At 70.4% G+C, this 21,499-nt stretch carries 28 protein-coding genes and 1 tRNA gene; 23 read left to right on the top strand and 6 right to left on the bottom strand.

Features of this window, described 5'->3' with window-relative positions:
* Nucleotides 1-57: 57 nt before the first annotated feature.
* From KME80_RS00220 to KME80_RS00130, 19 genes are all read left to right on the top strand, one after another.
* The gene (locus tag KME80_RS00220; protein WP_219498563.1) at nucleotides 58-423 is read left to right on the top strand and encodes a WhiB family transcriptional regulator; all 366 of its coding nucleotides are present in this window, start codon (nucleotides 58-60) and stop codon (nucleotides 421-423) included.
* Nucleotides 423-560: a hypothetical protein gene (locus KME80_RS00215; RefSeq protein WP_219498560.1), complete on the top strand. Its 138-nt coding sequence runs from the start codon at nucleotides 423-425 to the stop codon at nucleotides 558-560. The genes KME80_RS00220 and KME80_RS00215 overlap by 1 nt, the downstream gene beginning before the upstream one ends.
* Entirely contained in the window at nucleotides 557-940 is a 384-nt protein-coding gene (locus KME80_RS00210; RefSeq protein ID WP_219498557.1) for an RRQRL motif-containing zinc-binding protein, read from the top strand. The genes KME80_RS00215 and KME80_RS00210 overlap by 4 nt, the downstream gene beginning before the upstream one ends.
* Entirely contained in the window at nucleotides 937-1,200 is a 264-nt protein-coding gene (locus KME80_RS00205) for a hypothetical protein (RefSeq protein ID WP_219498553.1), read from the top strand. The genes KME80_RS00210 and KME80_RS00205 overlap by 4 nt, the downstream gene beginning before the upstream one ends.
* Complete coding sequence (locus tag KME80_RS00200; RefSeq protein ID WP_219498550.1) at nucleotides 1,197-2,204, top strand: hypothetical protein; 1,008 nt, start codon at nucleotides 1,197-1,199, stop codon at nucleotides 2,202-2,204. Before KME80_RS00205 ends, KME80_RS00200 begins: the two co-directional genes overlap by 4 nt.
* A complete protein-coding gene (locus tag KME80_RS00195; RefSeq protein ID WP_219498547.1) occupies nucleotides 2,201-2,491 on the top strand; it encodes a hypothetical protein in 291 nt (96 codons plus the stop codon). Before KME80_RS00200 ends, KME80_RS00195 begins: the two co-directional genes overlap by 4 nt.
* A complete protein-coding gene (locus tag KME80_RS00190; RefSeq protein WP_219498544.1) occupies nucleotides 2,488-2,907 on the top strand; it encodes a hypothetical protein in 420 nt (139 codons plus the stop codon). The genes KME80_RS00195 and KME80_RS00190 overlap by 4 nt, the downstream gene beginning before the upstream one ends.
* Nucleotides 2,904-3,311, top strand: a complete 408-nt coding sequence (locus KME80_RS00185; RefSeq protein WP_219498541.1) for a TraA-like protein — start codon at nucleotides 2,904-2,906, stop codon at nucleotides 3,309-3,311. The genes KME80_RS00190 and KME80_RS00185 overlap by 4 nt, the downstream gene beginning before the upstream one ends.
* Entirely contained in the window at nucleotides 3,311-5,371 is a 2,061-nt protein-coding gene (locus KME80_RS00180) for an ATP-binding protein (protein WP_219498538.1), read from the top strand. The genes KME80_RS00185 and KME80_RS00180 overlap by 1 nt, the downstream gene beginning before the upstream one ends.
* 280 nt (nucleotides 5,372-5,651) lie before the next feature.
* Nucleotides 5,652-6,137 carry a hypothetical protein gene (locus KME80_RS00175; RefSeq protein WP_219498536.1) on the top strand — a complete coding sequence of 162 codons (486 nt, stop codon included), beginning with the start codon at nucleotides 5,652-5,654 and terminating at the stop codon, nucleotides 6,135-6,137.
* On the top strand, nucleotides 6,134-6,388 hold the full coding sequence (locus tag KME80_RS00170; protein WP_219498533.1) for a hypothetical protein: 255 nt from the start codon (nucleotides 6,134-6,136) through the stop codon (nucleotides 6,386-6,388). The genes KME80_RS00175 and KME80_RS00170 overlap by 4 nt, the downstream gene beginning before the upstream one ends.
* Nucleotides 6,389-6,421: 33 nt before the next feature.
* A complete protein-coding gene (locus KME80_RS00165; protein ID WP_219498530.1) occupies nucleotides 6,422-6,679 on the top strand; it encodes a hypothetical protein in 258 nt (85 codons plus the stop codon).
* A gap of 302 nt (nucleotides 6,680-6,981) precedes the next feature.
* The gene (locus KME80_RS00160) at nucleotides 6,982-7,710 is read left to right on the top strand and encodes a hypothetical protein (RefSeq protein ID WP_219498527.1); all 729 of its coding nucleotides are present in this window, start codon (nucleotides 6,982-6,984) and stop codon (nucleotides 7,708-7,710) included.
* Nucleotides 7,711-7,719: 9 nt separating this feature from the next.
* On the top strand, nucleotides 7,720-7,977 hold the full coding sequence (locus KME80_RS00155) for a hypothetical protein (protein ID WP_219498524.1): 258 nt from the start codon (nucleotides 7,720-7,722) through the stop codon (nucleotides 7,975-7,977).
* Between the two features lie 97 nt (nucleotides 7,978-8,074).
* Nucleotides 8,075-8,764, top strand: a complete 690-nt coding sequence (locus KME80_RS00150; protein WP_219498521.1) for a class I SAM-dependent methyltransferase — start codon at nucleotides 8,075-8,077, stop codon at nucleotides 8,762-8,764.
* The gene (locus KME80_RS00145; protein ID WP_219498519.1) at nucleotides 8,761-9,663 is read left to right on the top strand and encodes a bifunctional DNA primase/polymerase; all 903 of its coding nucleotides are present in this window, start codon (nucleotides 8,761-8,763) and stop codon (nucleotides 9,661-9,663) included. Before KME80_RS00150 ends, KME80_RS00145 begins: the two co-directional genes overlap by 4 nt.
* 22 nt (nucleotides 9,664-9,685) lie before the next feature.
* Nucleotides 9,686-10,867, top strand: a complete 1,182-nt coding sequence (locus KME80_RS00140; RefSeq protein WP_219498517.1) for a DUF3631 domain-containing protein — start codon at nucleotides 9,686-9,688, stop codon at nucleotides 10,865-10,867.
* A 182-nt stretch (nucleotides 10,868-11,049) separates the two neighbouring features.
* On the top strand, nucleotides 11,050-11,271 hold the full coding sequence (locus tag KME80_RS00135) for a helix-turn-helix domain-containing protein (protein WP_219498515.1): 222 nt from the start codon (nucleotides 11,050-11,052) through the stop codon (nucleotides 11,269-11,271).
* Nucleotides 11,268-12,545: a tyrosine-type recombinase/integrase gene (locus tag KME80_RS00130; RefSeq protein ID WP_219498512.1), complete on the top strand. Its 1,278-nt coding sequence runs from the start codon at nucleotides 11,268-11,270 to the stop codon at nucleotides 12,543-12,545. The genes KME80_RS00135 and KME80_RS00130 overlap by 4 nt, the downstream gene beginning before the upstream one ends.
* Nucleotides 12,546-12,780: 235 nt before the next feature.
* Here KME80_RS00130 and KME80_RS00125 read toward each other — a convergent pair whose 3' ends face one another.
* Complete coding sequence (locus KME80_RS00125) at nucleotides 12,781-13,104, bottom strand: rhodanese-like domain-containing protein (protein WP_219498509.1); 324 nt, start codon at nucleotides 13,102-13,104, stop codon at nucleotides 12,781-12,783.
* The gene (locus KME80_RS00120) at nucleotides 13,101-13,538 is read right to left on the bottom strand and encodes a winged helix-turn-helix transcriptional regulator (protein ID WP_219498505.1); all 438 of its coding nucleotides are present in this window, start codon (nucleotides 13,536-13,538) and stop codon (nucleotides 13,101-13,103) included. The genes KME80_RS00125 and KME80_RS00120 overlap by 4 nt, the downstream gene beginning before the upstream one ends.
* 79 nt (nucleotides 13,539-13,617) lie before the next feature.
* Between KME80_RS00120 and KME80_RS00115 the strand changes: the two genes are divergently transcribed.
* The gene (locus KME80_RS00115) at nucleotides 13,618-15,015 is read left to right on the top strand and encodes an MFS transporter (RefSeq protein WP_219498503.1); all 1,398 of its coding nucleotides are present in this window, start codon (nucleotides 13,618-13,620) and stop codon (nucleotides 15,013-15,015) included.
* Between the two features lies 1 nt (nucleotide 15,016).
* Here the strand turns inward: KME80_RS00115 and KME80_RS00110 are convergent, their stop codons facing one another.
* Together KME80_RS00110 and KME80_RS00105 are read right to left on the bottom strand one after the other, a co-directional pair.
* Complete coding sequence (locus tag KME80_RS00110; protein ID WP_219498501.1) at nucleotides 15,017-15,895, bottom strand: Fpg/Nei family DNA glycosylase; 879 nt, start codon at nucleotides 15,893-15,895, stop codon at nucleotides 15,017-15,019.
* Between the two features lie 39 nt (nucleotides 15,896-15,934).
* A complete protein-coding gene (locus KME80_RS00105; protein ID WP_219498498.1) occupies nucleotides 15,935-16,540 on the bottom strand; it encodes a TenA family protein in 606 nt (201 codons plus the stop codon).
* A 23-nt stretch (nucleotides 16,541-16,563) separates the two neighbouring features.
* Here KME80_RS00105 and KME80_RS00100 point away from each other — a divergent pair, with 23 nt between their 5' ends.
* Nucleotides 16,564-17,205, top strand: coding sequence for a GOLPH3/VPS74 family protein (locus tag KME80_RS00100; RefSeq protein ID WP_219498495.1), 642 nt, complete (start codon nucleotides 16,564-16,566; stop codon nucleotides 17,203-17,205).
* A 4-nt stretch (nucleotides 17,206-17,209) separates the two neighbouring features.
* Here the strand turns inward: KME80_RS00100 and KME80_RS00095 are convergent, their stop codons facing one another.
* Nucleotides 17,210-18,481: an LCP family protein gene (locus KME80_RS00095; protein ID WP_308125555.1), complete on the bottom strand. Its 1,272-nt coding sequence runs from the start codon at nucleotides 18,479-18,481 to the stop codon at nucleotides 17,210-17,212.
* A 258-nt stretch (nucleotides 18,482-18,739) separates the two neighbouring features.
* On the opposite strand from KME80_RS00095, the gene KME80_RS00090 reads away from it, so the two are divergent.
* Nucleotides 18,740-20,074, top strand: a complete 1,335-nt coding sequence (locus KME80_RS00090) for a hemolysin family protein (protein ID WP_246643583.1) — start codon at nucleotides 18,740-18,742, stop codon at nucleotides 20,072-20,074.
* Entirely contained in the window at nucleotides 20,071-21,087 is a 1,017-nt protein-coding gene (locus KME80_RS00085) for a hemolysin family protein (protein ID WP_219498486.1), read from the top strand. Before KME80_RS00090 ends, KME80_RS00085 begins: the two co-directional genes overlap by 4 nt.
* Before the next feature lie 230 nt (nucleotides 21,088-21,317).
* Here the strand turns inward: KME80_RS00085 and KME80_RS00080 are convergent.
* Nucleotides 21,318-21,400: transfer RNA gene (locus tag KME80_RS00080), tRNA-Leu, on the bottom strand.
* Between the last annotated feature and the right edge of the window lie 99 nt (nucleotides 21,401-21,499).

The following is a 21,499-nucleotide window of genomic DNA, read 5'->3' as shown; positions in this document are numbered from 1 at the left end:
TCCGCCAAGACCCGAGCCGCCCCCTGGGACTCCCTTTCGCAAAGGAGCACCACCATCATGACCTACGACCTCAACACGCCCCTGTCACAGCTGCCGCCGTCGGCGGAGCGCCACGCCGCGCTGACGCTGCTGGCCACCGTGACCGAGGGGATACCGCGGCATCTGGCCGATGAGGCCGCATGCCGGTTCGACCCCGAGTTGCACACCGGTCCGGACGCCTTCACCGACGAGCCCGACGACGAGCGGGCCGCGCGTGAGCAGGTGGCCCGTGAGGTGTGCGCGGGATGCCCGGTCTGGGCCTCGTGCCTGTTCTCCGCCCGGGACGCGCGCCCGGCGTCGGGGATCTGGGCGGGGCTGACGCCCGAAGAGCTCCGAGCGATGTCCGCGCCGGTGTCGCCCGAATCGGTGCAGGGGGTGGCGTGATGAACGCCCTCGAAGCCGCAGCTCGGCAGGTCGGCCAGGAGTGGCGCATCCGCCTGGCCGCTGCCGAAGACCTGCTGGCCCTCGTCAACCAGGAGCTTGCCGAGATGCAGCGAACCGTGGACGGGGGCACGCGATGAGCCGCATCCGGGCTCGCTTCTTCGACCCGTCCGGCCAGCGCTACAGCCTGCCTACCTGGCCGTGGCGGATGGCCCCGCCGCATCTGCTCACGATGCGCCAGCTGGCCGCGCGAGGGCTTCGCCCCGGTGGTCAGGAGGTGCAGGGACAGGTCCTGTGGGCCTCGCGCCGCTACCGCGCCCGCGGTGAGGTGCGCGCGGCCTACCTGTACGACGTCCGATTGGCGCTGCCCAAGCGCACCCCGACCGCCCGGCAACGTGACGCGCTGGGCAAGGCCCTGGCCGCCCGCCGCACCTGCCCCGCCTGCACGCGGGACGTGGGCTACGTGCTGGCCCGCCGCATCGGCACCTGCAACGACTGCGCTGAAAGGAGCGCCGCATGACCAGCAACCCGGCCGGCAACGTCGGCAACGCCCCGTCCGACAACACGGGCGCCGAGCGGGCCACCCGCGGCCTGTTCGTGGTTGTCACTGTGCAGACCGCCTACGGGGAGGTGTCCACCAGCAGTCACGACCTGATCGTCCCTGTCGGCATGCGCCACGGGGAGCTGCTGACGCACGTGCTGAAGGAGCGCATCCCCGAGCACTTGCGCGGCAAGTCCGTCGTGCTCCACTACTCCGTTCACCCGGCGGTGGTCACATGAAGACCATCACCCGGCGCGACTGGTGGACGATCGGCGGTGTCGGCGTCGTGGCCGCCGCCGCGGTCATCGCCTCCTTCACCGCCCAAGCCGGACTCGGGCACCTGGCCGGATGGGACGCCGCCCTGGCGTTGCCCGGCGGCATCGAGATCTCGCTGTCGTGGCTGCTGCCCTTGTGCGTGGACGCCTACGGCGCGGTGGCCACCCGCATCACCGTCAACGCCAAGTACAGCGCGGAGACCCGCCGGCATGCGCTGATCCACGCGGTCGGCGCGGTGGTGGTGTCCATCATCGGCAACGCCATCTACCACGCTCTGGAAGCTGGTGTCCTGCACCTGGGCAGCTCCCGGTGGGTGCTGGTGGTGGCGGTCAGCATGGTGCCGCCGGTGGCGCTCGGCGCGCTGGCTCACCTGATGGCGCTGTGCGCCCGCGACGACACCCATGCCAAGCCCGCGCCGGCCGAACCGGCACCTGCCCCAACCCCGACCCGTACGGAGGACTTCTCCCGTCCGACCGAAGTCCCGGCGCCGGTATGGCAGGAGTCCGTACGGGTGGACGACACCGACCGCGCGCCGTACGCGGCGCGTACGGCCGGTACAGGCGCGGCGCCGCGTGCGGTGGCCGCCGCCCGTACGGCCCGTACGGAAGTGGTGGCGCTGGCCACCGTACGGGCTGACCGTACGGCCAAGCAGGACGCTACGCCCGCCCGCACTCCCGACCGTACGGAGCGTGCAGACCGTACGGCCTTCGTCGCCGAACTGGCGCGGCAGATCCGTACGGCCGAAGCAGACGGCAGCCGGTGGGAACCGGACTACGACGACCTGGAGGCCCGTTCCGGCTATCGCCGCTCGTGGTGTGAGAAGGCCGTACGGGACGCGCGGGCGCTGGCCGCCCATGCCCTGCCGACCACACCTGAGCCCTTGACCAGCAGCACCCACGACGCCCACACCCGAGACGCTGACGAGCACGCCGGCCACGGCGCCGGTGACAGTGAGGTGGCCCGGTGAGCCGCCGCCGCACCTTCCTGGAACTGCTGGTCGGGAACCTGGTCCCCCTGGCCCTGCTGTCTGCCGCTGTCGGACTGCTGACTGCTGAGCTGACACCGTGGCCCCTCTCGGTGGCGGTGTGGCTGTCCGGCTGCACCGCCGGGCTGATGGCCGCCCCGCTGATCCGGGCCTGTCTCGCCGTGCTGGCCGTACGGCTGTCGCATCTGGCCGACGCCCGTACGGCCACGCGTACGGGCAGCACCCGTACACGTGGCCGTACACGGCACCGGGGGCGGCGATCATCATGACCGAACCGCACACCGTGTACGTCATCACCGACGCCCCGCCCCGTACGGCGTGCCCCGACCCCACGCACACCCGCCCCGTACGCCGCTTCGGTGTGCTGATGCGCACCGTCGTGGCGGTGGCCGCACTGCTGCTGGTGTACGGGCTGATCTCCGAGGCGTACGGCTGCCGATGGTGGCTGTCCGGCGCGGTGCTCGGCTGGCTGGTCTGGCCGCGGCTGACCCGTATACGGGCATCCGCCGCACTGCTGTTCGGCGCGCTGGATGCGCTGCTGGCCGCCATGCTCGGCACCCGCCGCCTGGTCTATCTGGCCGCCCTGCTGCGCCAGGCCATACGCGAAACCCGGTCCTCTGCCCGGTCCACCGATGCCGCCGACCGGGACGACGATGCCTCTTCTGCTGAAGGAGACCCTTCGTGAGCACTCCCGACAACAACACCGCCAAGCCCGGCCGCAACCGCATTCCTGAGCTGTCGTCGATCCCGTGGCAAGGCCCGTCCGCGATCACCCGCTACGCCCAGGTCGGCCGCAACCTGGCCCGTGACCTCGGTGAAGAGTTCGCTCTCGGCTCCGATGAGCTGTACGCGGTGCTGATCCGCAGTTTCAAGGGTCACCCGGTGCTGAGCGTCTTCGGCGCCCCGGACGTGCGCCGCCGCGCCCGCCGCGTGGTCAAGCGGCTCAAGCGCGCCGCCGAGCTCCAGCGCGGCGCCGGGGTGGAGCTGGTGAAGTTCCACGCCCAGTTCCGCAAGGAGTTCGTTGAGGTGCTGCCTCCGGCCAAGCCCGAGAACCGACGTCCGGAGTTCAACTGGAAGGAGGAAGCCTGATGGCCCGCACGACCACCACCCCGCCGACGCCCGCGACGCTGCCCGCGGTCCCGGACTCCTCATCGTGGGAGCAGGTGGCCACCCGCGAGGTGTCCAAGGCGCTGCTGTACTTCCCGCCCTGGCTGGTCGGCGTGCTGCTGTTCGGCCTCGGCGCCGCCTTCCACTTCACCCTGGCCAGCGACGACCCGCAGACGATCGCCTGGACCACCGCGCTCATCATCACGTGCGTGCTGGTGCTGACCGCGCTGACCTGGCGTCAGTCGCACGCCCGCAGCCTGACCGGACGGGCACACACCACGCTGACCACCCTCGCGGGCGGGCTGTGGGTGTGCGCGGCCACCATCAACGGCCCCGCCAGCACCGTCACCGGCCGGTTGATCCTGATCGGCGGGGTCGCGTTCGCGCTGTCGTTCAACATCCGCACCGTCATCCGCTCCAAGCAGATCGACGTCAACGGCGCGGTGGCCGACCCGCTGGGCTTCCTGTTCGGCCGCGGCGCCGAGAAGGCCGGCATGGCTTCGGTGCAGGCCCGCACCATCCAGGCATCCGCGCACAAGGTGACCGGCGAAGTCCAGCTCGCCGAAGGCCGCCAGATCGCCGACGACCTGCAAAAGAAGGTGCCCTACGTCGAATCGGGGATCGGGCTGCCGCCCGGCTCCATCGTGACCAGCGTCGACCCCGACGACGCGAGCAAGGCCAAGGTGGTCATCTCCGATCCGCGGGTGATGAAGCAGCCCATTCCCTGGCCCGGCCCCTCCCGCGTCGGCGCTTCCATCGCTGAACCGGTACGCCCCGGCCTGTGGCAGGACCTGGACGAAGTCGCCTACGTCATCGTCGGCCACCACGTACAGATCATGGGCAAGACCGGCGCCGGCAAGTCCATCGGCGGCGCCTGGAACCTGCTGGGAGAGATCGTCACCCGCCGGGACGTGGCCGTGTTCGCCATCGACATCACCAAGGGAGAGCAGACCCTCGGCCCGCTCAAGGCCGCCCTGCACCGGCTGGAGACCACCAAGGAAGGCGCCAAGGACCTGCTGACGGAGATGCAGGCCAACATCAAGCCACGCACCGACCTGCTGTCGGCCAAGGGCCTGCAGAAGTGGGCCGAAGGGTGCGGGCTCACCTACTGGGTGCTGTGGCTGGAGGAGTTCCCCGACATCTACGACGCCCTGACCGACAAGCAGCAAGAGCAGTTCCTGTCACTGATCAAGGCAATCCGCAGCGCGGGCGGCACCGTGGTGCTGTCGTTGCAGCGCAGCGACTGGACCCAGATGCCCACCATCGCCCGCGGCCAGCTGGCCAAGATGTGCTTCGGCGTCGACTCGGCCGCCGATGCCACCTTCGGCCTGTCCGAGGCCCAGGAAGACGCCGGCTGCCGCCCCGAGCTGTGGAGCAACAAGCAGCCCGGCATGGCCTACCTCGATGCCCCGTCCATTCCCGATGACCGGATCACGATGCCGATGCGAACCTACGCCTGGGGGATGAGCGCCACCGGCGCCTTCGACGACGAACGCGCCAACGAGCAAATGCGCGCCCATGCCGCCGCCTTCCCCGCCATCCACAAGCAGATCGACCCCATGACCGCCGGGCTGTCCCGGCTGGCCGCCAGCGCGCTGGCCACCCCCGCCCCGCTCCCTGCCAGCCACGACAGCGCCCCCGCCGATCCGGCCGACGACGACCCCGACGACGAAGAGGAGGTGCGCAACGTCGCAGGCGAGTACCTGAACACCGACGACCCCGACCCCGAAGTGACCGTCAGCCTGGACGACGAGATCACCGACTTCCCCGAAGGGGAACCGCCGCTGACCTTCGCCCCGCCCGAGCACAAGATGACCCCGGAACAGCGCGGCGCGGCCCTCATGGACCGCCTGCACGAGCTGTGGGACGACGGCGCCCGCGACGTCGGCACCGGCGACTTCAAGGTGTTGTGGGAGACCACCGACATCTCCCGTGCCTGGTTCCAGAAGCAGATGAAGCGGCTGTCAGAGGCCGGCATCATCGGCGCCTACGACGACGACCGGCAGCGCTACCTGATGGAGACCCGGCCCGAACTGCCCTGACCCGCAAGATCTCGTGGCCCCCCTTCGCGGGGCCACGGGCGGGGGCTGGGGGAGAGAGTTACAGCTCAGAGCAGGGGCCACGGCGCGTGGCCCCCACCGTGGCCCCCTCTGTGGCCCCCTCTGTGGCCCCCTCTGTGGCCCCTGCGTGGCCCCCCACTGCACCGAGGCGTGGCCCCCTCGTGGCCCCCTCCATTCAAGATCAAAAAGTTTCGCGGATGCATCCCACGCGCAGCCGTGCGCACGAGCCTGCCCACCCTCTACCTGGAAGGGCAACCTGAACGTGAACCCACTGCGACTGCCCTCGACCGGATGGCGCGTCCTGCGCTACCTGGCCACCTACAGCGCTACCGCCACCCGCGTCGGCTTCCGAGCCACGCAGCTCCGCACGCACACCGGCGCCGACCGCGCCGACCTGGCGCTGCTGGCCGACCTCCGATACATCACCGGCCGACTCCACAAGACACAGCAGAACTACCCGATCAGCATGCAGACCGCTGACAACCCTCTGCTCCGCATCCACCTGACCAAAGCAGGCAAGACCACCGCTGACCGACTTGCCGCTCCCTACCGCGCCCTGCATCACCTGCGCGCCCACGGCCCCCTCCCACTCGCCACGCTCCAGCACGACGCCGGCGTCGACCCCGACACCCTGACCGAGCTTGAAGCCCTCGGACACATCGAGATCACCCCCGCCGACCACCGAATCGCCCTTACCAGCCTCGGCCGTCGGTACGCCGAGCCCTACAGCCACCAGGACCAGCGATGACCACTCCATCCATCTTCACCACGCTCGCGACGATCGCCGTCTGCCTGACCGCCCTGGCGATGACCACGCTCATCCTCGTGGCCTCCTACCGGGTCAGCCTCAAGCGCCACCCCTACACCGAATGCCGCCCCTGCCAGGGCACCGGTGAGCGTCGTAGCCGCCTGTTCGCGCACTCCTTCGGCTACTGCCCCACCTGCACCGGCACCGGCCGTAAGACCCGCCTCGGTGCCCGCCTGCTCAACATCCGCTAACCCGGCCCCACCACATCGACAAGGGAGCCCCACATGATGTCCACCCTGCTCGCAGCCGTGTTCCTGGCCGCCACCCTGACTACCACTGCATGCGGCAACCCACCGCCTCCTCCCGCGTCCAAGACCGACCGCGCCGGACTCGTCATGGGCACCAAGAACGACCAAGTCCTGATGATCGGCATCGCCAACCGCGCGGAAACCTTCGAGCGATCCGCCACACCCGCCCAAATCCGGGCCTGCACCCGACGGCCCACCATGGCCTACCCCGCGTGCCTGCCTCCAACGAGCTGACCAGCTCGCCAGCCACAACCAACGGAAAGGACCGCTCCACCATGCTTGAAGCGTCGCGTGCCACCGGCGCGACCCTACGCGTCGCCTCCGCCGGAGGAGGCGACGCGTCGCGTACCACGGCCGCACCACACGACGCGTCGCGTTCCACCACGGTGGCACCCGACGCATCACCCACCCACGAGCACGCCGACACGCGACGGCTGTGCGCCTGGTGCCGCGCTCCTATCCCAGCCCGTGCCCGGCGAGACGCCGTGTGCTGTTCGGTGCGCTGCCGTCAGGCCCGGCACCGCTTCACCCGAACCGTGGGCAGCTCCCCGCGAAGCGTCGATCCCGGCCGCCCGCTACGGCTGGCCTACGCCGACCCGCCCTATCCCGGCAACGCCCGGCTGTATCGCGGGCACCGCGACTACGCCGGCGAAGTGGACCACGCCGCACTGATCCGCCGCCTGACCCCTTACGACGGTTGGGCGCTGTCCACCTCCGCCGCCGCCCTGCCCTCCGTCCTGGCGCTGTGCCCGCCCGGCGTGCGCGTCGCCGCCTGGCACCGCGGCGAACGTCCCACCGCAAGCCGATGGCCGCTGAACGCCTGGGAGCCCGTCATCTACACCGGAGGCCGCCTCTCCGACCCGTCGCGGCGACCAGGTACGCGACGAGTGGACTCCCTCGTGCACGGTGTGTCAGCAATGACCACCCTGCCTGACAGGGTCATCGGCGCCAAACCCGCCGCCTTCTGCCGCTGGCTGTTCGAGCTGCTCGGCGCCGCCCCCGGCGACACCTTCGACGACCTGTTCCCCGGCTCCGGCGCCGTCTCCCGCGCATGGGCAGCCTTCGCCCGCACACCGAACCCGTCGCCCATGGCCACGCCCGACGCGTCGCAGCAGGCCCCAAACGACACGTCGCCTGCAGCTGGACACGACGGGTCGAGTTCGCAGGAACGATACGTCGCTTCCCCCGGCGCACACGACGGCTCCACCCATCCCGGACGCGTTCTCGCCGACGGAAACGACGCCTACCACCAGCCTCACCGTTGAGGAGATCGCATGACCCCGCCCGCGCGACTGCGCTACGCCCTGGCCGCCACCCTGACCACCACCGCCTGCGGCAACCCACCGCCGCCGCCCGTGTCCAAGACCGACCGCGCCGGACTCGTCATGGGCACCAAGAACGACCAGGTCCTGATGATCGGCATCGCCAACCGCGCGCAAGCCTTCGGGCGGTCCGCCACACCCGCCCAGATCCGCGCCTGCACCCGACGGCCCACCATGGCCTATCCCGCGTGTCTGCCCACGACGCGCTGACCGCCGCTAACGAGCCGGGCGCGGCCTCCACTCCGCCAAGAACAGTGGCCGCGCCCTGCCACCCCGACACCCGCAAGGAGCACGAGGTGAACCCATCATGACCTACGGTCTGCGTGTCTTGGATGCCTGCTGTTGTGCCGGCGGAGCCGCCATGGGCTACCACCGGGCCGGATTCGACGTCACCGGCGTGGACATCGCTCCACAGCCCAACTACCCGTTCACCTTCCACCAGGGCGACGCCGTCGCCTTCATCCGCGCCCACGGCCACGAATACGACCTCATCCACGTCAGCCCTCCCTGCCAAGCCGACTGCACTCTGACCGCCGGCACCAACCAGGACCGTCGGCACCTGCACCGCAGCATGCTGGCCGTCGTCCGCGACGCGCTGATGGCCACCGGCCGCCCGTGGCTGATCGAACAGCCCATGGGACAAGCCCGGATGCGGCGGGACCTGCTGCTGTGCGGGCTGATGTTCGACCTGAAGGTCTTCCGGCACCGACAGTTCGAGCTGCACGGCCTGACCATCCCACAGCCTGATCACCCGACCCACCACGGTCACCGCGTGCGCGGCTGGCGGCATGGTCGCTTCTACGAGGGCGACATGGTCGCCGTCTATGGCGACGGCGGCGGCAAGGGCTCCATCACCGACTGGCAGACCGCCATGGGCATCGGCTGGACCGACGTCCGCCGTGAGATCGCCGAAGCCATCCCGCCCGCCTACACCCAGCACATCGGCCAAGCCATCGCTCACGCCCTGCTCAGCCACCCGCAGAAGGAGGCGGCATGAACGACCGCACCCGCTACGCCTTGGCCGCCGCCGCCCGCGGCTGGCACGTCTTCCCGGCCGCCATTGGCGATAAGCCCCCGGTCAAGGGCTTCACCGACTGGGAGGCCAACGCCACCACCGACCCTGATCTGATCCGCCGTTGGTGGGCGCGAGCGCCGTACAACGTCGGCATCGCGTGCGGCCCGTCCGGTCTGGTGGTGGTGGACCTGGACAAGCCGAAACCCGGAATGGAGGGGCTTCGCCCCCCGCCCCCCTGGGACCTCCCCGGCGTCAACGAAGGCGCCGACGTCCTGGCACTGCTGTGCGAACGCGCCGGCCAACCCCTGCCGTTCGAGACGTTCACGGTTCGCACCAGGCGCGGCGGCACCCACCTCTACTACGCCGCCCCCGACGGCCCCGAGCTGCGCAACACCGAAGGCGACCGCGGCGGGCTGGGCTGGCTGATCGACACCCGCGCCCACGGTGGCTACGTGCTCGGACCCGGCAGCTACGTGGACCTGCCGGACGGCACCGGAACCTACGAGGTACTGCACAACACCACCCCGGCCCCGCTCCCCCCTTTCCTGTTCCAGCAGCTTCTACCCGCCGGACGACCCGCCCCGCAGCCCGTCCACCTCACGCTGCCGGACGGGCGGCGCGGCGCCTACCTGCACGCCGCGCTCACCCGCGAACTCCAGCGCGTCACCACCGCCCCGATAGGCCAGCGCAACGGCGCGCTCTACCTGGCAGCCATCGCCCTGGGCCAACTCGTGGCCGGCGGCGCGCTCGACCAGCACGAGGTGACAACCCTGCTGGAACAGGGAGGGGGCGACGCCGGACTACCACCGGCCGAAGCCCGAGCCACCATCGCATCCGGCCTACGCGCGGGCGCCCAACGGCCCCGCACCGTCGCCGCATAACCGCACTGGGAGCACTGATCTCGTGAACCAACCCATCACCCACGGCGCGACCCTGCTGGACGCTCTGCTGGCCGCGCTCACCCGATACGTCATCCTGCCGAGTCCCGAGGCGGCCAACGCCGTCGTGCTGTGGATCGCCGCCACCCACGCGCAACCCGCCTGGGCACACGCCCCGCGGCTGGTCATCCGCGCTCCGGAGAAGCGCTGCGGCAAATCCCGGCTGCTGGACGTGGTGGAGGCCACCTGTCACGAGCCGTTCATCACCGTCAACAGCAGCAGCGCCGCCGTCTACCGCTCCATCAGCGACGACCCGCCCACCATGCTCGTGGATGAGGCCGACACCATCTTCGGCCCCAAATCCGACGGCAACGAAGACCTACGCGGGCTACTCAACGCCGGACACCAGCGCAACCGGCCCGCCAAACGCTACGACGCCAACACCCACCGCGTAGAGAGCATCCCCACCTTCGCCATGGCCGCACTCGCCGGCATCGGAGCCATGCCCGACACCATCGAAGACCGCGCCGTCGTCATCCGCATGCGCCGCCGCGCCCCCGGCGAAACCGTCTCGCCCTACCGCCACAAACGCGACCGGCCCGCCCTACGCCAGCTGGCCGCCGAGCTGCGCACCTGGCTCCGCGCCGACCTCGCCATCTTGGAACAGTCCGAACCCGCCATGCCGGTGGAAGACCGCGCCGCCGACACCTGGGAACCTCTCGTCGCCGTGGCCGACCACGCCGGCGGGCACTGGCCCGACCGCGCCCGCGCCGCCGTCCTCGCCCTCACCGCCGAAGCCGACGACAACAACCAGCCATCCAGCCGTGTCCGGCTCCTCACCGACTGCCGCACCGCGTTCCGCACCGACACCGCTCTGCCCACCGCGACCCTGCTGGAACGGCTCAAGGCCGACCCCGAAGCGCCCTGGGCCGACTACGGCCCCAACGGGCTCACTGCCATGAAGCTCGGAGTCATCCTGCGCGAGTACGAGATCCGCTCTGCCACCATCCGGTTTCCCGCCCCGATCGGGCAGGCCAAGGGCTACCAACGCGACGACTTCATCGACGCCTGGGCGCGCTACTGCCCCGACGTGGAGCCGCCCGAGAACGGCGAAGTCCTCCCCTTCGGCAAGGGGAGCCGTACCAGCCGTACCAGCCTCAACATCGCAGGTCAAAGCGATGAGGCTTGCATCCCTGGTACGGCTTAAGCCGTACCACCGAAAAAGCCGTACCGGCCCTGACCAGGCAAAACGAGGCTGGTACGGCTGGTACGGCTTCCCCTCCCGAAGTGCCCATGTCTCCCGACACCGAGACCTGAAGCGACCCCGCCGGAAGCGCCGGCAAAGCAGAAACCGGCAGGGCCGCACCCCTTCAGAGAGGCATCACCATCATGACCGTTGCCATCGCGAATGCCCTACACCGGCCCGTCGACGACCTGGAGCTCTACCGCATCCCCGACGCCATGCGAATGCTGCGGATGAGCCGCACAGTCATCTACGAACAGCTCCGTACCGGCCGTCTGCGGTCCGTCCGACAGGGCCGCGCCAGGCTCATCCCGCCCTCTGCCATCCGTGAGTACATCGCCCTCTTGGAGGAGGAAGCCGCTCAATGACGCGTAAGCGAACGCGCGCCAACGGGGAAGGCTCGATCTTCCCCTACCGCAATGGATGGGCTGCCTACGTCTGGGTCACAACACCGGCTGGTGAGAAGACCAAGAAGTGGGCGTACGGCAAGTCCCGCGAAGAGGTGCACGAGAAGTACATCCGGCTACAGAACGAATCGCGGCGCGGGTCGGTAGCCACGAAGGTCCCCACGCTCCAACTGCGTGCCGCCTATTGGCTCAAGGAGGTGGTCATAGAGCCGAACTATGCGCCGTTGGCCGTGGTGACGTACGAGACGTACCTGCGGCTCTACATCCTCCCCCACCTGGGAGCCAAGCGCCTGGACAAGCTCACGGTGCGCGACGTGCGCGAATGGGTGAACAAACTCCGCGCTGCTTGCCAGTGCTGCGCCCAGGGCAGAGACGCGCGCCGCCCGGAGAAGCACTGGAACCCGAAGCGCCGCCGGCACTGCTGCGCCATCGGCCAGTGCTGCGGCCAAACGCTCAGCGAGAGCACCGTCCAGAAGGCGGTTAAGATCCTCCGAAGCCTGCTCTCCAACGCGATCACCGACGAACTCATCACGAAGAACGTCGCTGCCTCGCTGCGACTGCCGGCCCTGCGAAGGCGCAAGGCCAAGGCGTGGTCGGTGGACGAAGCCCGGCAATTCCTGGAGAGCGCGCGGAATGAGAGCGACCCGCTCTATGCCGTGTACGTGCTCATTCTCGTCCTCGGGCTCCGTAAGGGTGAGGTGCTTGGGCTCGACTGGAAGTATGTGGACCTGGACGCCGGCGAACTCTACGTTGGCGAGCAACTCCAACGGGTCCGCGCCCAACTCCTGCGACGGGTCGTCAAGACCGAAGACTCCGAGGCGCCGCTACCCCTGCCGGGAATCTGCACCGCCGCCCTCCGACTCCGAAAGCAGCAACAGGACCGCGACCGGGAGGAGGCCGGCGAGCGTTGGCAGGAGTCGGGCTTGGTCTTCACCTCGCCCTCGGGCAAGGCCCTCGACCCCACCAAGTTCAACGGCCGGTTCGACGCCCGCATTGCCAGAGCGGGCATACGCCGAATCACTGTCCATGGGACCCGCGGCACGTGCGCCACGCTGCTGGCCGCGTTGGACGTACACCCGCGGGTCGCCATGCGGATTCTTCGCCACAGCAACATCAAGATGACCATGGAGGTCTACACGGACGCGACAGACGAAGCCACCTGCGAAGCGCTCAGAAGGCTCGGTGGCGTCCTTGACGGCGCGGCGGGACCCGTGGAAGCGGAACGGCCGAGCTAGGGCTCAAAACGGCCCTCACGGCGCCTACTGCTGTACTTCGTAGCTGTACGGCCGACGAAAGGGCCATCTGCACCCGCGCGGGTGGCCCTTGACCTGCAACGCAGCTCGGCACCCGCCCCTGACGGCACCATCCGGACAGGTTCATGCGGTCGGCGACGGCTTCGGTCACCCTCTCAGCCCGGTACGCCCCGAGCTCCCGCGTTGTGTAATTTTCCGCCGCGCATTATGCCAGTTTTCAGGCTACGAAGGGAGTCTGTCCTGTTTCGCTGACCATGGGGCGCTTGTCGTGAGCCCATGCCTGCATGCCGCCGTCGACGTTGACCGCGTCGCGGCCGATCTGGTTGAGCCAGGCGGCGACCTGGAACGACCGGCCGCCCACCCGGCAGACGACGTAGACCTGGCGGTCGGCGGGGACCTCCTCGACGCGGGCCTGGATCTGCGTCATCGGGATGTGGACCGCCTCGGGGGCGTGGCCCGCGTCCCATTCGTTCTGCTCGCGCACGTCGAGCAGGTAGGCGCCTTCTGGGACATCGCGTGCCTCGACTTCTGGAACCGTCATGCCTCCATCATCCCGTGCCTCGCGTCGTAGGCCGCACGCGCTTCGGCGATCTCCTGCTGGTGGGTCTCGGTCCAGGTCACCAGGGCCTTGATGGTCTCGTGCAGGGTGCGGCCGAGCGGCGTGAGCGCGTAGTCGACCCGGGGCGGCACCACCGGGTGGACGGTGCGGCTGACCAGGCCGTCGCGTTCGAGCTTGCGCAGGGTCACGCTGAGCATGCGCTGGCTGACGCCGTCGATCTCGCGGCGGAGCTGGGAGAAGCGCAGGCTTTCGCAGTCGAGCATGGCGATGACCAGCAGTGACCACTTGTCGGCGACGCGGTCGAGGATCTGCCTGACCTCGCAGCCCTCGCGGGCGTCCCAGTGGCGGACGTCGAAGTCGGCGTCGGTGGTGGTGCTGTCGACGTAACCAGGTGACTTCAAAGTGCCGTCTTCCATGTCGATCCATGCTGCCGCATGATTCTGACGGTTACAAGAGATAACCGACATGCGAGAACGTAACCACTGGAGTTTGATCATGCGTGCATCCGAACGGCTGACAGGCCGCCCGCTGGGCGTGCTGCTGGTGCTGTGCGGAACGATCTTCCTTGAGGGCGTCGACGTGGCCATGCTGAACGTCGCCCTGCCCGCCATCCGCGCCGACCTCGGCGTGTCCACGAGCGTGCTGAGCGGCGTGGTCACCGCGTACGTGCTCGGCTACGGCGGTTTCACGCTGCTCGGCGGCCGGGCGGCCGACCTGCTGGGCAGGCGGCGCATGTTCCTGTTCTGGCTGACGGTGTTCCTGGTGTTCTCCGGGCTCGGCGGGTTCGCGAACGAGGGCTGGGTGCTGCTGGTCGCCAGGTTCGTGACCGGGGTGGCCGCCGGGTTCATGACCCCTGCCGGGCTCTCGTTGATCACCACGTCGTTCGCCGAGGGCAGGCAGCGCAACAAGGCGCTGCTCGTCTACGCCGGGACGGGCGCCGCCGGGTTCGCGCTCGGCCTGGTCATCGGCGGCCTGCTCACGGCGGTGGGCTGGCGCTGGGTGTTCTTCGCGCCGGTGATCCTGGCCGCCGCCATCCTGCTCGCCGCCGTCGTGCTGATCAAGGAGCCGGCCGTCCCGCGTCCCGCCGGTGGCCGCTTCGACGTGCCGGGCGCGGTCACGATGACCGGCGGCATGATGCTGCTGGTCTACGGCGTCGTACGGCTGGAGCACCCAGGCGAGGGCTGGGGCTGGACCGTCGCCGCGTTCGCCGGCGCGTTCGCGCTGCTGGCGGCGTTCACCGCGATCGAACGCCGCTCGGCCGACCCGCTGGTCCGCCTCGGCGTGTTCAGGTCGGCCTCGCTCGTGCGCGCGAACGTGGTCGCCACCCTGCTCACCGCCTCGTTCATGGGCTTCCAGTTCCTCGTCACCCTCTACCTCCAGGAGCTGCGCGGCTGGACGCCCATCCAGACCGGGCTCGCGCTGCTCATCGCCGCCGCCGACGTGCTGCTCGCGCCGACGCTCACGCCGGTGCTGGTCAACCGCTACGGCAACGCGCGGGTGATCCTCGGCGGGCTGCTGTCGGGGGTGGTCGCCTTCGCGATGTTCCTCGGCGTCGGGATGGACTGGACCTACGCCGCGATGGTGCCGTCGATGCTGCTGATCGGGCTGATGTTCGCCTTCGTGTACGGGCCCGTGACCATCGTGGCGACGGAGGGCATCGCCGAGCACGAGCAGGGGCTGGCCGGCGGGCTGATCACCTCGTCGTTCCAGTTCGGCGCGGCACTCGGGATCTCGATGGTGACCGTGGTGAACGTGGCGGCGCTCGACGGCGGCGCGAGCGGCATCGACGCCGTGCGCGCGGCCCTGGTGGTGCCGGTGCTGGCCACGCTGGTGTCGGTCGTCGTGGTGGCCTCCGGGCTGCGCCGCCGGACCCCGGTGCCCGTGGAGGCGTGAGCTACTTCAGCAGCTTGGACAGGCGGCGGTCGGCCAGCGGCTTGCCGCCTGTCTGGCAGGTCGGGCAGTACTGCAGCGAGGAGTCGGCGAACGACACCTCGCGGATCGTGTCGCCGCACACGTCGCACGGCTGGCCGGTGCGGTTGTGCACGCGCAGCCCGGACTTCTTCTCGGCCTTGAGGTCCTTGGCGGCCAGCCCGCGCGCCCGCTCGACGGCCTCGTGCAACGTCGTGACGATGGCCTCGTGCAGGTCGGCGATCTGGGCGTCGGTCAGCGACGACGCGATCTTGAACGGCGACATCCGGGCGGCGTGCAGCACCTCGTCGGAGTAGGCGTTGCCGATGCCGGCGATGACCTTCTGGTCGCGGAGCAGGCCCTTGATCTGGGTGCGGTTGCCGCCCACGATGGCCTTGAGCGCGTCGATGGTGAAGGTGTCGGCGAGCGGGTCGGGGCCGAGGGCGGCGACGCCGGGCACCTCGTCCGGATTTTTCACCACATAGACGGCCAAGCGCTTCTGCGTCCCCGCCTCGGTCAGCTCGAACCCGGGCGCCAGGCCCAGCTCGTCGGGCGCCAGCCGCACCCGTACGGCCAGCGGGCCCTTGCCCGGACGCACCGGCTTGGCGCCCGACAGGTCGTCACGCCAGCGCAGCCAGCCCGCCCGGGCCAGGTGGATGACCAGGTGCAGCCCGTCACAGTCGAAGTCGAGGAACTTGCCGTGCCTCGACACGCCCGTGATGGTCAGCCCGCCGAGCGCGGTGACCGGCGGGTCGAACGTCTTGAGCGCCTGGATGGCCACCACGTCGACGCCCAGCACGGCGCGGCCCACCGCCCGCTCCCGCAGGAACGCGGCGAGCGATTCGACTTCGGGAAGTTCCGGCATGCCACCAGGGTACGATCCCCGTCCACAGGCTGTGGACGGCTACGGCACGTCCCAGAACGCCAGCTCGTGGGCCATGCCCTCGGTGAACATCGCCTCCGCCCGAGCCGGGTCGGGATCGGCCTCGTCGATCATCTGCGCGATCCTGGCCGCCAGCGCCGCGAACCCCGGATCGGCGTACGTGTCGACCCACGCGCGGTAGCGCGGCTCGGCGGGCGGGTTCTCGGCCAGGATCTGCCCCAGCGTCGAATACCCCCACATGCACGGATAGAGGGCGGCCAGTCCTTCGGCGTACGAGCCCGCCGACTCCAGCAGGAACGCCGTGTAGGCCGCGCACGCCGGGCCCTTGCGCGCCCCTTCCAGGTCGGCCCCGAACCCGGCCGACAGCGACCGGTGCAGGTCGAGCTCCTCGTGGAAGGTCGCGTGCGCCAGGTCGACCAGATCGCCCAGGTGCCCGTCGGGCGCCTGCCAGGCCAGCCGGGCGAACACCCGCGTGTAGTCCATCAGGAACAGGTAGTCCTGCTCCAGCCACGACCTGAACACCGGCTCCGGCAGGTCGCCGCGCCCGATGCCCACCACCGTGGGGTGGGCGAGCTGGGCGTCCAGCAGCGGCCGGCCGATCGCGTGCAACTTCTCGGAGATAGTCATGGCCGAAACGTTAGTGTCGAAGCATGAAAGTGACGATTGCGGAGGAAATCCTCCTTCTCGCCCACAAGGAAGATGACGGCAAGCCCCTCATCCCCTCCACCCAGCTCGACCCCGCGCTCGCCGGCGCCCTGCTCGCCGAGCTGGCCGTCAACGAGCGGGTGACGCTGGACGGCAAGAAGGTCCAGCTCGTCGACCCCACGCCGCTCGGCGACGAGGAGCTCGACGCCGTGCTCGCCGCGATCGCCGAAGGCAAGGAGCGCAAGGCCGCCTGGTGGGTGCAGAAGCTCCAGTCGGTCAAGCTGCGCGCCCGCCTGCTCACCCGCCTCGCCCGGGCCGGCGTGCTGGCCGAGGAGCCCGCCAAGGTGCTCGGGCTGTTCCCCACGACCCGCTGGCCCGAGGTCGACGGCCGGACCGAGGCGGAGGTCCGCGAGCGCGTCGCCTCCGCGCTCGGCGGCGCCGACCCGACGGCGCGCACCGCCGTGCTCATCGCCGTCATGCACGCCGCCAAGCTCGACCGCAAGGCGTTCCCCGGAGCCGACAAGGCGCGGGTCAAGGAGATCGCCGAGGGCACCTGGGCGGCCGAGGCCGTGGCCCAGACGATCACCGCGATCCACGCGGCCATCGCGGTCACCGCCGCCACGAGCGCCGTCGTGGCGGCGAGCTGACCCGTCAGTTCGCGTCGATGACGTCCTGAGGGACCGGCTTGTCCGCCTTGAGCGCGTCGAACAGCGCCAGCGCCTTGGTCCGGTCCCACTTGACGGCGGTGCCGCCGCCCGCGATCTCGCTGCCGCCGAACGGCACCACCGTCGTCACGGGGCTGTCGCCCATCGCCAGCCCCAGCGACAGCATGTCGAACACGCCGGTGCCGGAGTCGACCTCGACCGCGTCGGTGGCGCTGACCGCCAGCGGGATCGAGGTGAACGGGTTGATCAGCACCCCGGGGCTGGCGGCCTTCTTGACCACCGCGCTGAGGAACTGGCGCTGCCGCTTGGTCCGCTCGAAGTCGGGCAGCGCGCCGCCCTTGCGGGTGCGGACGTAGCCGAGCGCCTGGCCGCCGGTGAGCGTCTGGGTGCCCTTCTTGAGCTTCAGCCCCGCCTTCGGGTCGTTGACGGCGGCGCGTACGTTGATCTCCACGCCGCCGACGGCGTCGACGATGTCCACGAAGCCGGCGAACCCGATCTCCATGTAGTTGTCGACGCGCAGGCCGGTGACGGTCTCGACGGTCCGCACGAGCATCCTGGGCCCGCCGATCGCGTAGGCGGCGTTGAGCTTGTTGCGGCCCTGGCCGGGGATGGTGACGGCCGAGTCGCGGGGCAGGCTGACCAGCGTGGGCCGGTCGCTGCCCTCGGGCAGGTGCAGCAGCATCATCGAGTCGGTGCGCTGGCCCGCGCTGCGGCCGGTGGCGAGCTTGCGGCGCTGGGCGGCGGTCAGGCCCTTGCGGCTGTCGGAGCCGACCAGCAGCCAGTTGGTGCCCGGCGTGTCGGCCGGGCGGCCCTCGTAGTCGTCGAGCACGCCGTCGATGCCGGCCAGCCGGCCGTCGATCCAGAACAGCATCCCGGCGGCCCCGACGAGCAGCACCACCACGAACGCGCCGATGATCCCGGCGATCAGACGCCCGCGCGGCCTCCTCGGCCGCCTCGGCCCCGCCGGGCTCTGCGCGGCGGCCCCACCGCCGCCGTCACCGCCACCGCCGCTGCGGAGCGGCCTGATCGGGCTGTTGCCCGAGCGCTGCTTGCCGTAGACCCGCGAGGCGCCCTTGCGGGGCTCGCCCTGCGGCGGGGGGTTGATCCTGGTCGCCTCGGCGGCGCCCGGGATCGGCCGCCCCTGCGGCTGCGGATGCGCCGGCGCCCCCGCCGCGCGCAGCCCGTCGTCATGGCGGGGAGGCAGCGGGCGGCCGTCACCCGGCGAGCGCATGGCCCGCGTCCGGTCGTCCTCAGACACGTGGTTTCTTCTTCCCTTCGCTTGACATAGACGCTACGTCGATCGCCTTACCAGTGCAGACTTCTCGCCAAGGAATTCCTACGGAAAAGTACGCGGAACGCGCTCCCCGGACCCTCCGGAAACACAGCGGCCATCACGGTCGTTAGGTTTGTGGACGACCTCTATCGAAGGGAAGATCGTGTCCGCTCCGGACTCATGGAGTATTGGCCCGTGCACGAGCACGGGTACCCCTGAGAGCTCGCAACGGTGAGCGCCTATATGGGCCTTCTGGCCCTCTTCCTGCTCACAGCCGCGACCGGCTACTTCGTCGCCCAGGAGTTCGCCTTCGTCGCCGCCGACCGGGGCGTCCTGCGCGAGCAGGCCGCCGCCGGCGACCCGGCCGCCGAAAAGGCGCTCCGGGTCACCTCCCGCCTGTCCTTCATGCTGTCGGGCGCGCAGCTCGGCATCACCGTCACCGCGCTGCTGGTCGGCTTCCTGGCCGAGCCCGCCATCGCGGTCCTCGTACGTCCCTGGCTCACCGAGGCCGGGCTGTCCGACGGCCTGATCACCGGCCTGTCGGTGGCCATCGGCGTGTTCGTGGCGACCATCGTGCAGATGGTGCTCGGCGAGCTCGCCCCCAAGAACCTCGGCATCGCCAGGCCGGAGCCGGTCGCCAAGTTCCTGGCCGGCTCCACCCTCGCCTACCTGGCCGTCGTCGGCCCGGTCATCCGGCTGTTCGACTCGGCGGCCACCGGCCTGCTCAGGAAGGTCGGCATCGAGCCGGTCGAAGAAGTGGAGCAGGGCGCCACGCCCGAGGAGCTCTCGCGCATCATCGAGGAGTCGACCGAGGCCGGCGAGCTGCCGCCGCGCCTGTCGGAGCTGCTCGAACGGGCGCTGGAGTTCGGCGACCACACGGCTGAGGAGATCATGGTGCCGCGCCCGCGGGTGGTCGTGTTGCGCTCCTCCCAGCCGATCTCCGACCTCGTGGAGACCATGCGCGAGTGCGGGCACTCCCGCTACCCGGTGCTCGGCGCCGACGGCGACGTGCTCGGCGTGACGGGCGTGCGCGAGCTGCTCGCCTCCGGGCTCGACGAGGGCCGCGTCGCGGCCATCACGCGCCCGCCGCTGCTGGTCCCCGACTCGCTGCCGCTGCCGGCCGTGCTCGACCGCATGCGGGTGGCCAAGGACGACATCGCCTGCGTCATCGACGAGTACGGCGGCCTCGCGGGCGTCGTCACCGTCGAGGACCTGGCCGAGGAGCTGGTCGGCGAGCTCGTCGACGAGAACGACCCCGACCCGGTCGGCGCGGTCGCGCAGGCCGAAGGCGTCTGGGACGTGCCCGGACGGCTCCGGCTGGACGAGGTCGAGCGCGCCACCGGCGTCGCGCTGCCCGAGAGCGACGACTACGACACGCTCGGCGGGCTCATCCTGGCCAAGCTCGGCCGGATGCCGGAGGCGGGCGACACGGTGACGGTCGAGATCGTCCCCGAGCTCGACCCGTTCGCCGAGGACGCCGAGCCGCCCCTGGCCGAGCTGACCGTGATGTCGATCAACCGCCGGGTGCCCGAATGGGTGCGCCTGGCCCCGGTCCGGCACGCGGAGGCGGCCCGATGACGATGATTCTCGTCAGCCTCGCGCTGCTGGCCTTCAACGCGCTGTTCGTGGCCGCCGAGTTCGCCTTCGTCTCCTCGCGCCGGCACCGGCTGGAGGAGATGGCGGGCGGCGGCAACCGCCTGGTCAGGATCGCCGCCAGGTCCGCCGTGGGCGGCAGCCGCCAGCTCTCGCTCATGCTGGCCGGCGCCCAGCTCGGCATCACGCTGTGCACGCTGGGGCTCGGCCAGGTCACCGAGCCGGCCATCGAGCACTACCTGGAGCCGGTCTTCGCCACCATCGGCATCCCGGAGGCGCTGCGGATGCCGATCGCGCTGACGCTGTCGCTGGCGCTGGTCACGTTCCTGCACATGGTGGTGGGCGAGATGGCGCCCAAGTCGTGGGCGCTGACCCATCCCGAGCGGGCGGCGCTGCTGCTGACGCTGCCGTTCCGGGCGTTCACCTGGGTGATGCGGCCGCTGCTGTCGACGCTGAACGGCGTGACGAACGTCATGCTGCGCCTGTTCGGCGTCCAGACCCGGGACGAGCTGGCCACCACCAGGACGCCGCGCCAGCTCGCCATGCTGGTCGGCGAGTCGGGCCGGATGGGCCTGCTCGACCGCGAGGAGCACGACCTGCTGACGCGGGCGCTGCGGTTCGAGGCCGAGGGCATCGAGCGCCTGATGGTGCCGATCGGCCAGGTCGTCGGGGTGGCCCCGGCCGCCGGCACCGCGGAGATCCGTGAGGCGGCCGCCCGCAGCGGTCACCTGAGGCTGCTCGTGAGCGGGCCGGCCGGCGTGGAGGGGGTCCTGCACGCCCGTGACGCGCTTCTGGAGCCCGGACGCACGGCGGCCGAGCTCGCCAGGCCGGTGCCGCGCCTGGAGTGCGTCACACAGGTCCCCGAGGCCGTCACGGCGCTCCAGGAGGCCCGCGCGCACCTGGCGCTGGTCACCGGGGCCGGTGGCGCCGTCATCGGCATGGTGAGTCTCACGGACCTGCTCGGCCAGCTTCTCGACACGAGGGCCCTGGCGGCCTGACCGACGATGCCCGGCCCCGGATTTCCCGGGGCCGGGCATCGCGCGTACGGAAATGTGCGTTAAATCACGCAAGTCATCCGAAAGTGATCTGAAAGTGGGGAGATCTAGCGTCATCCCTGCGGGAGGCGGCCGCGCCAGGCAGCCTGTGAGAAAGAAGTAGCCCCGGCTCTTGCCAACCGGGGCTGTCTTTCGTCAGTGTGGGTCTGCCGATTTCATCGGTGAGACCGAAGTGGGCGAGGAGGGATTTGAACCCTCACGTCCTTTCGGACACACGGACCTGAACCGTGCGCGTCTGCCGTTCCGCCACCCGCCCTTGTGGGTGCGGAGAAACAGTAGCACGGAACAGCCACTGGTACTGAACCCGGATACGATCGCATAAGACACGGGAGCGGATGAGCAGGGCGCGACAGCC

The organism is Nonomuraea ceibae (assembly GCF_019396325.1).
GTDB classification, from domain to species: domain Bacteria; phylum Actinomycetota; class Actinomycetes; order Streptosporangiales; family Streptosporangiaceae; genus Nonomuraea; species Nonomuraea ceibae.
This window is presented reverse-complemented; position numbering and strand designations above follow the sequence as displayed.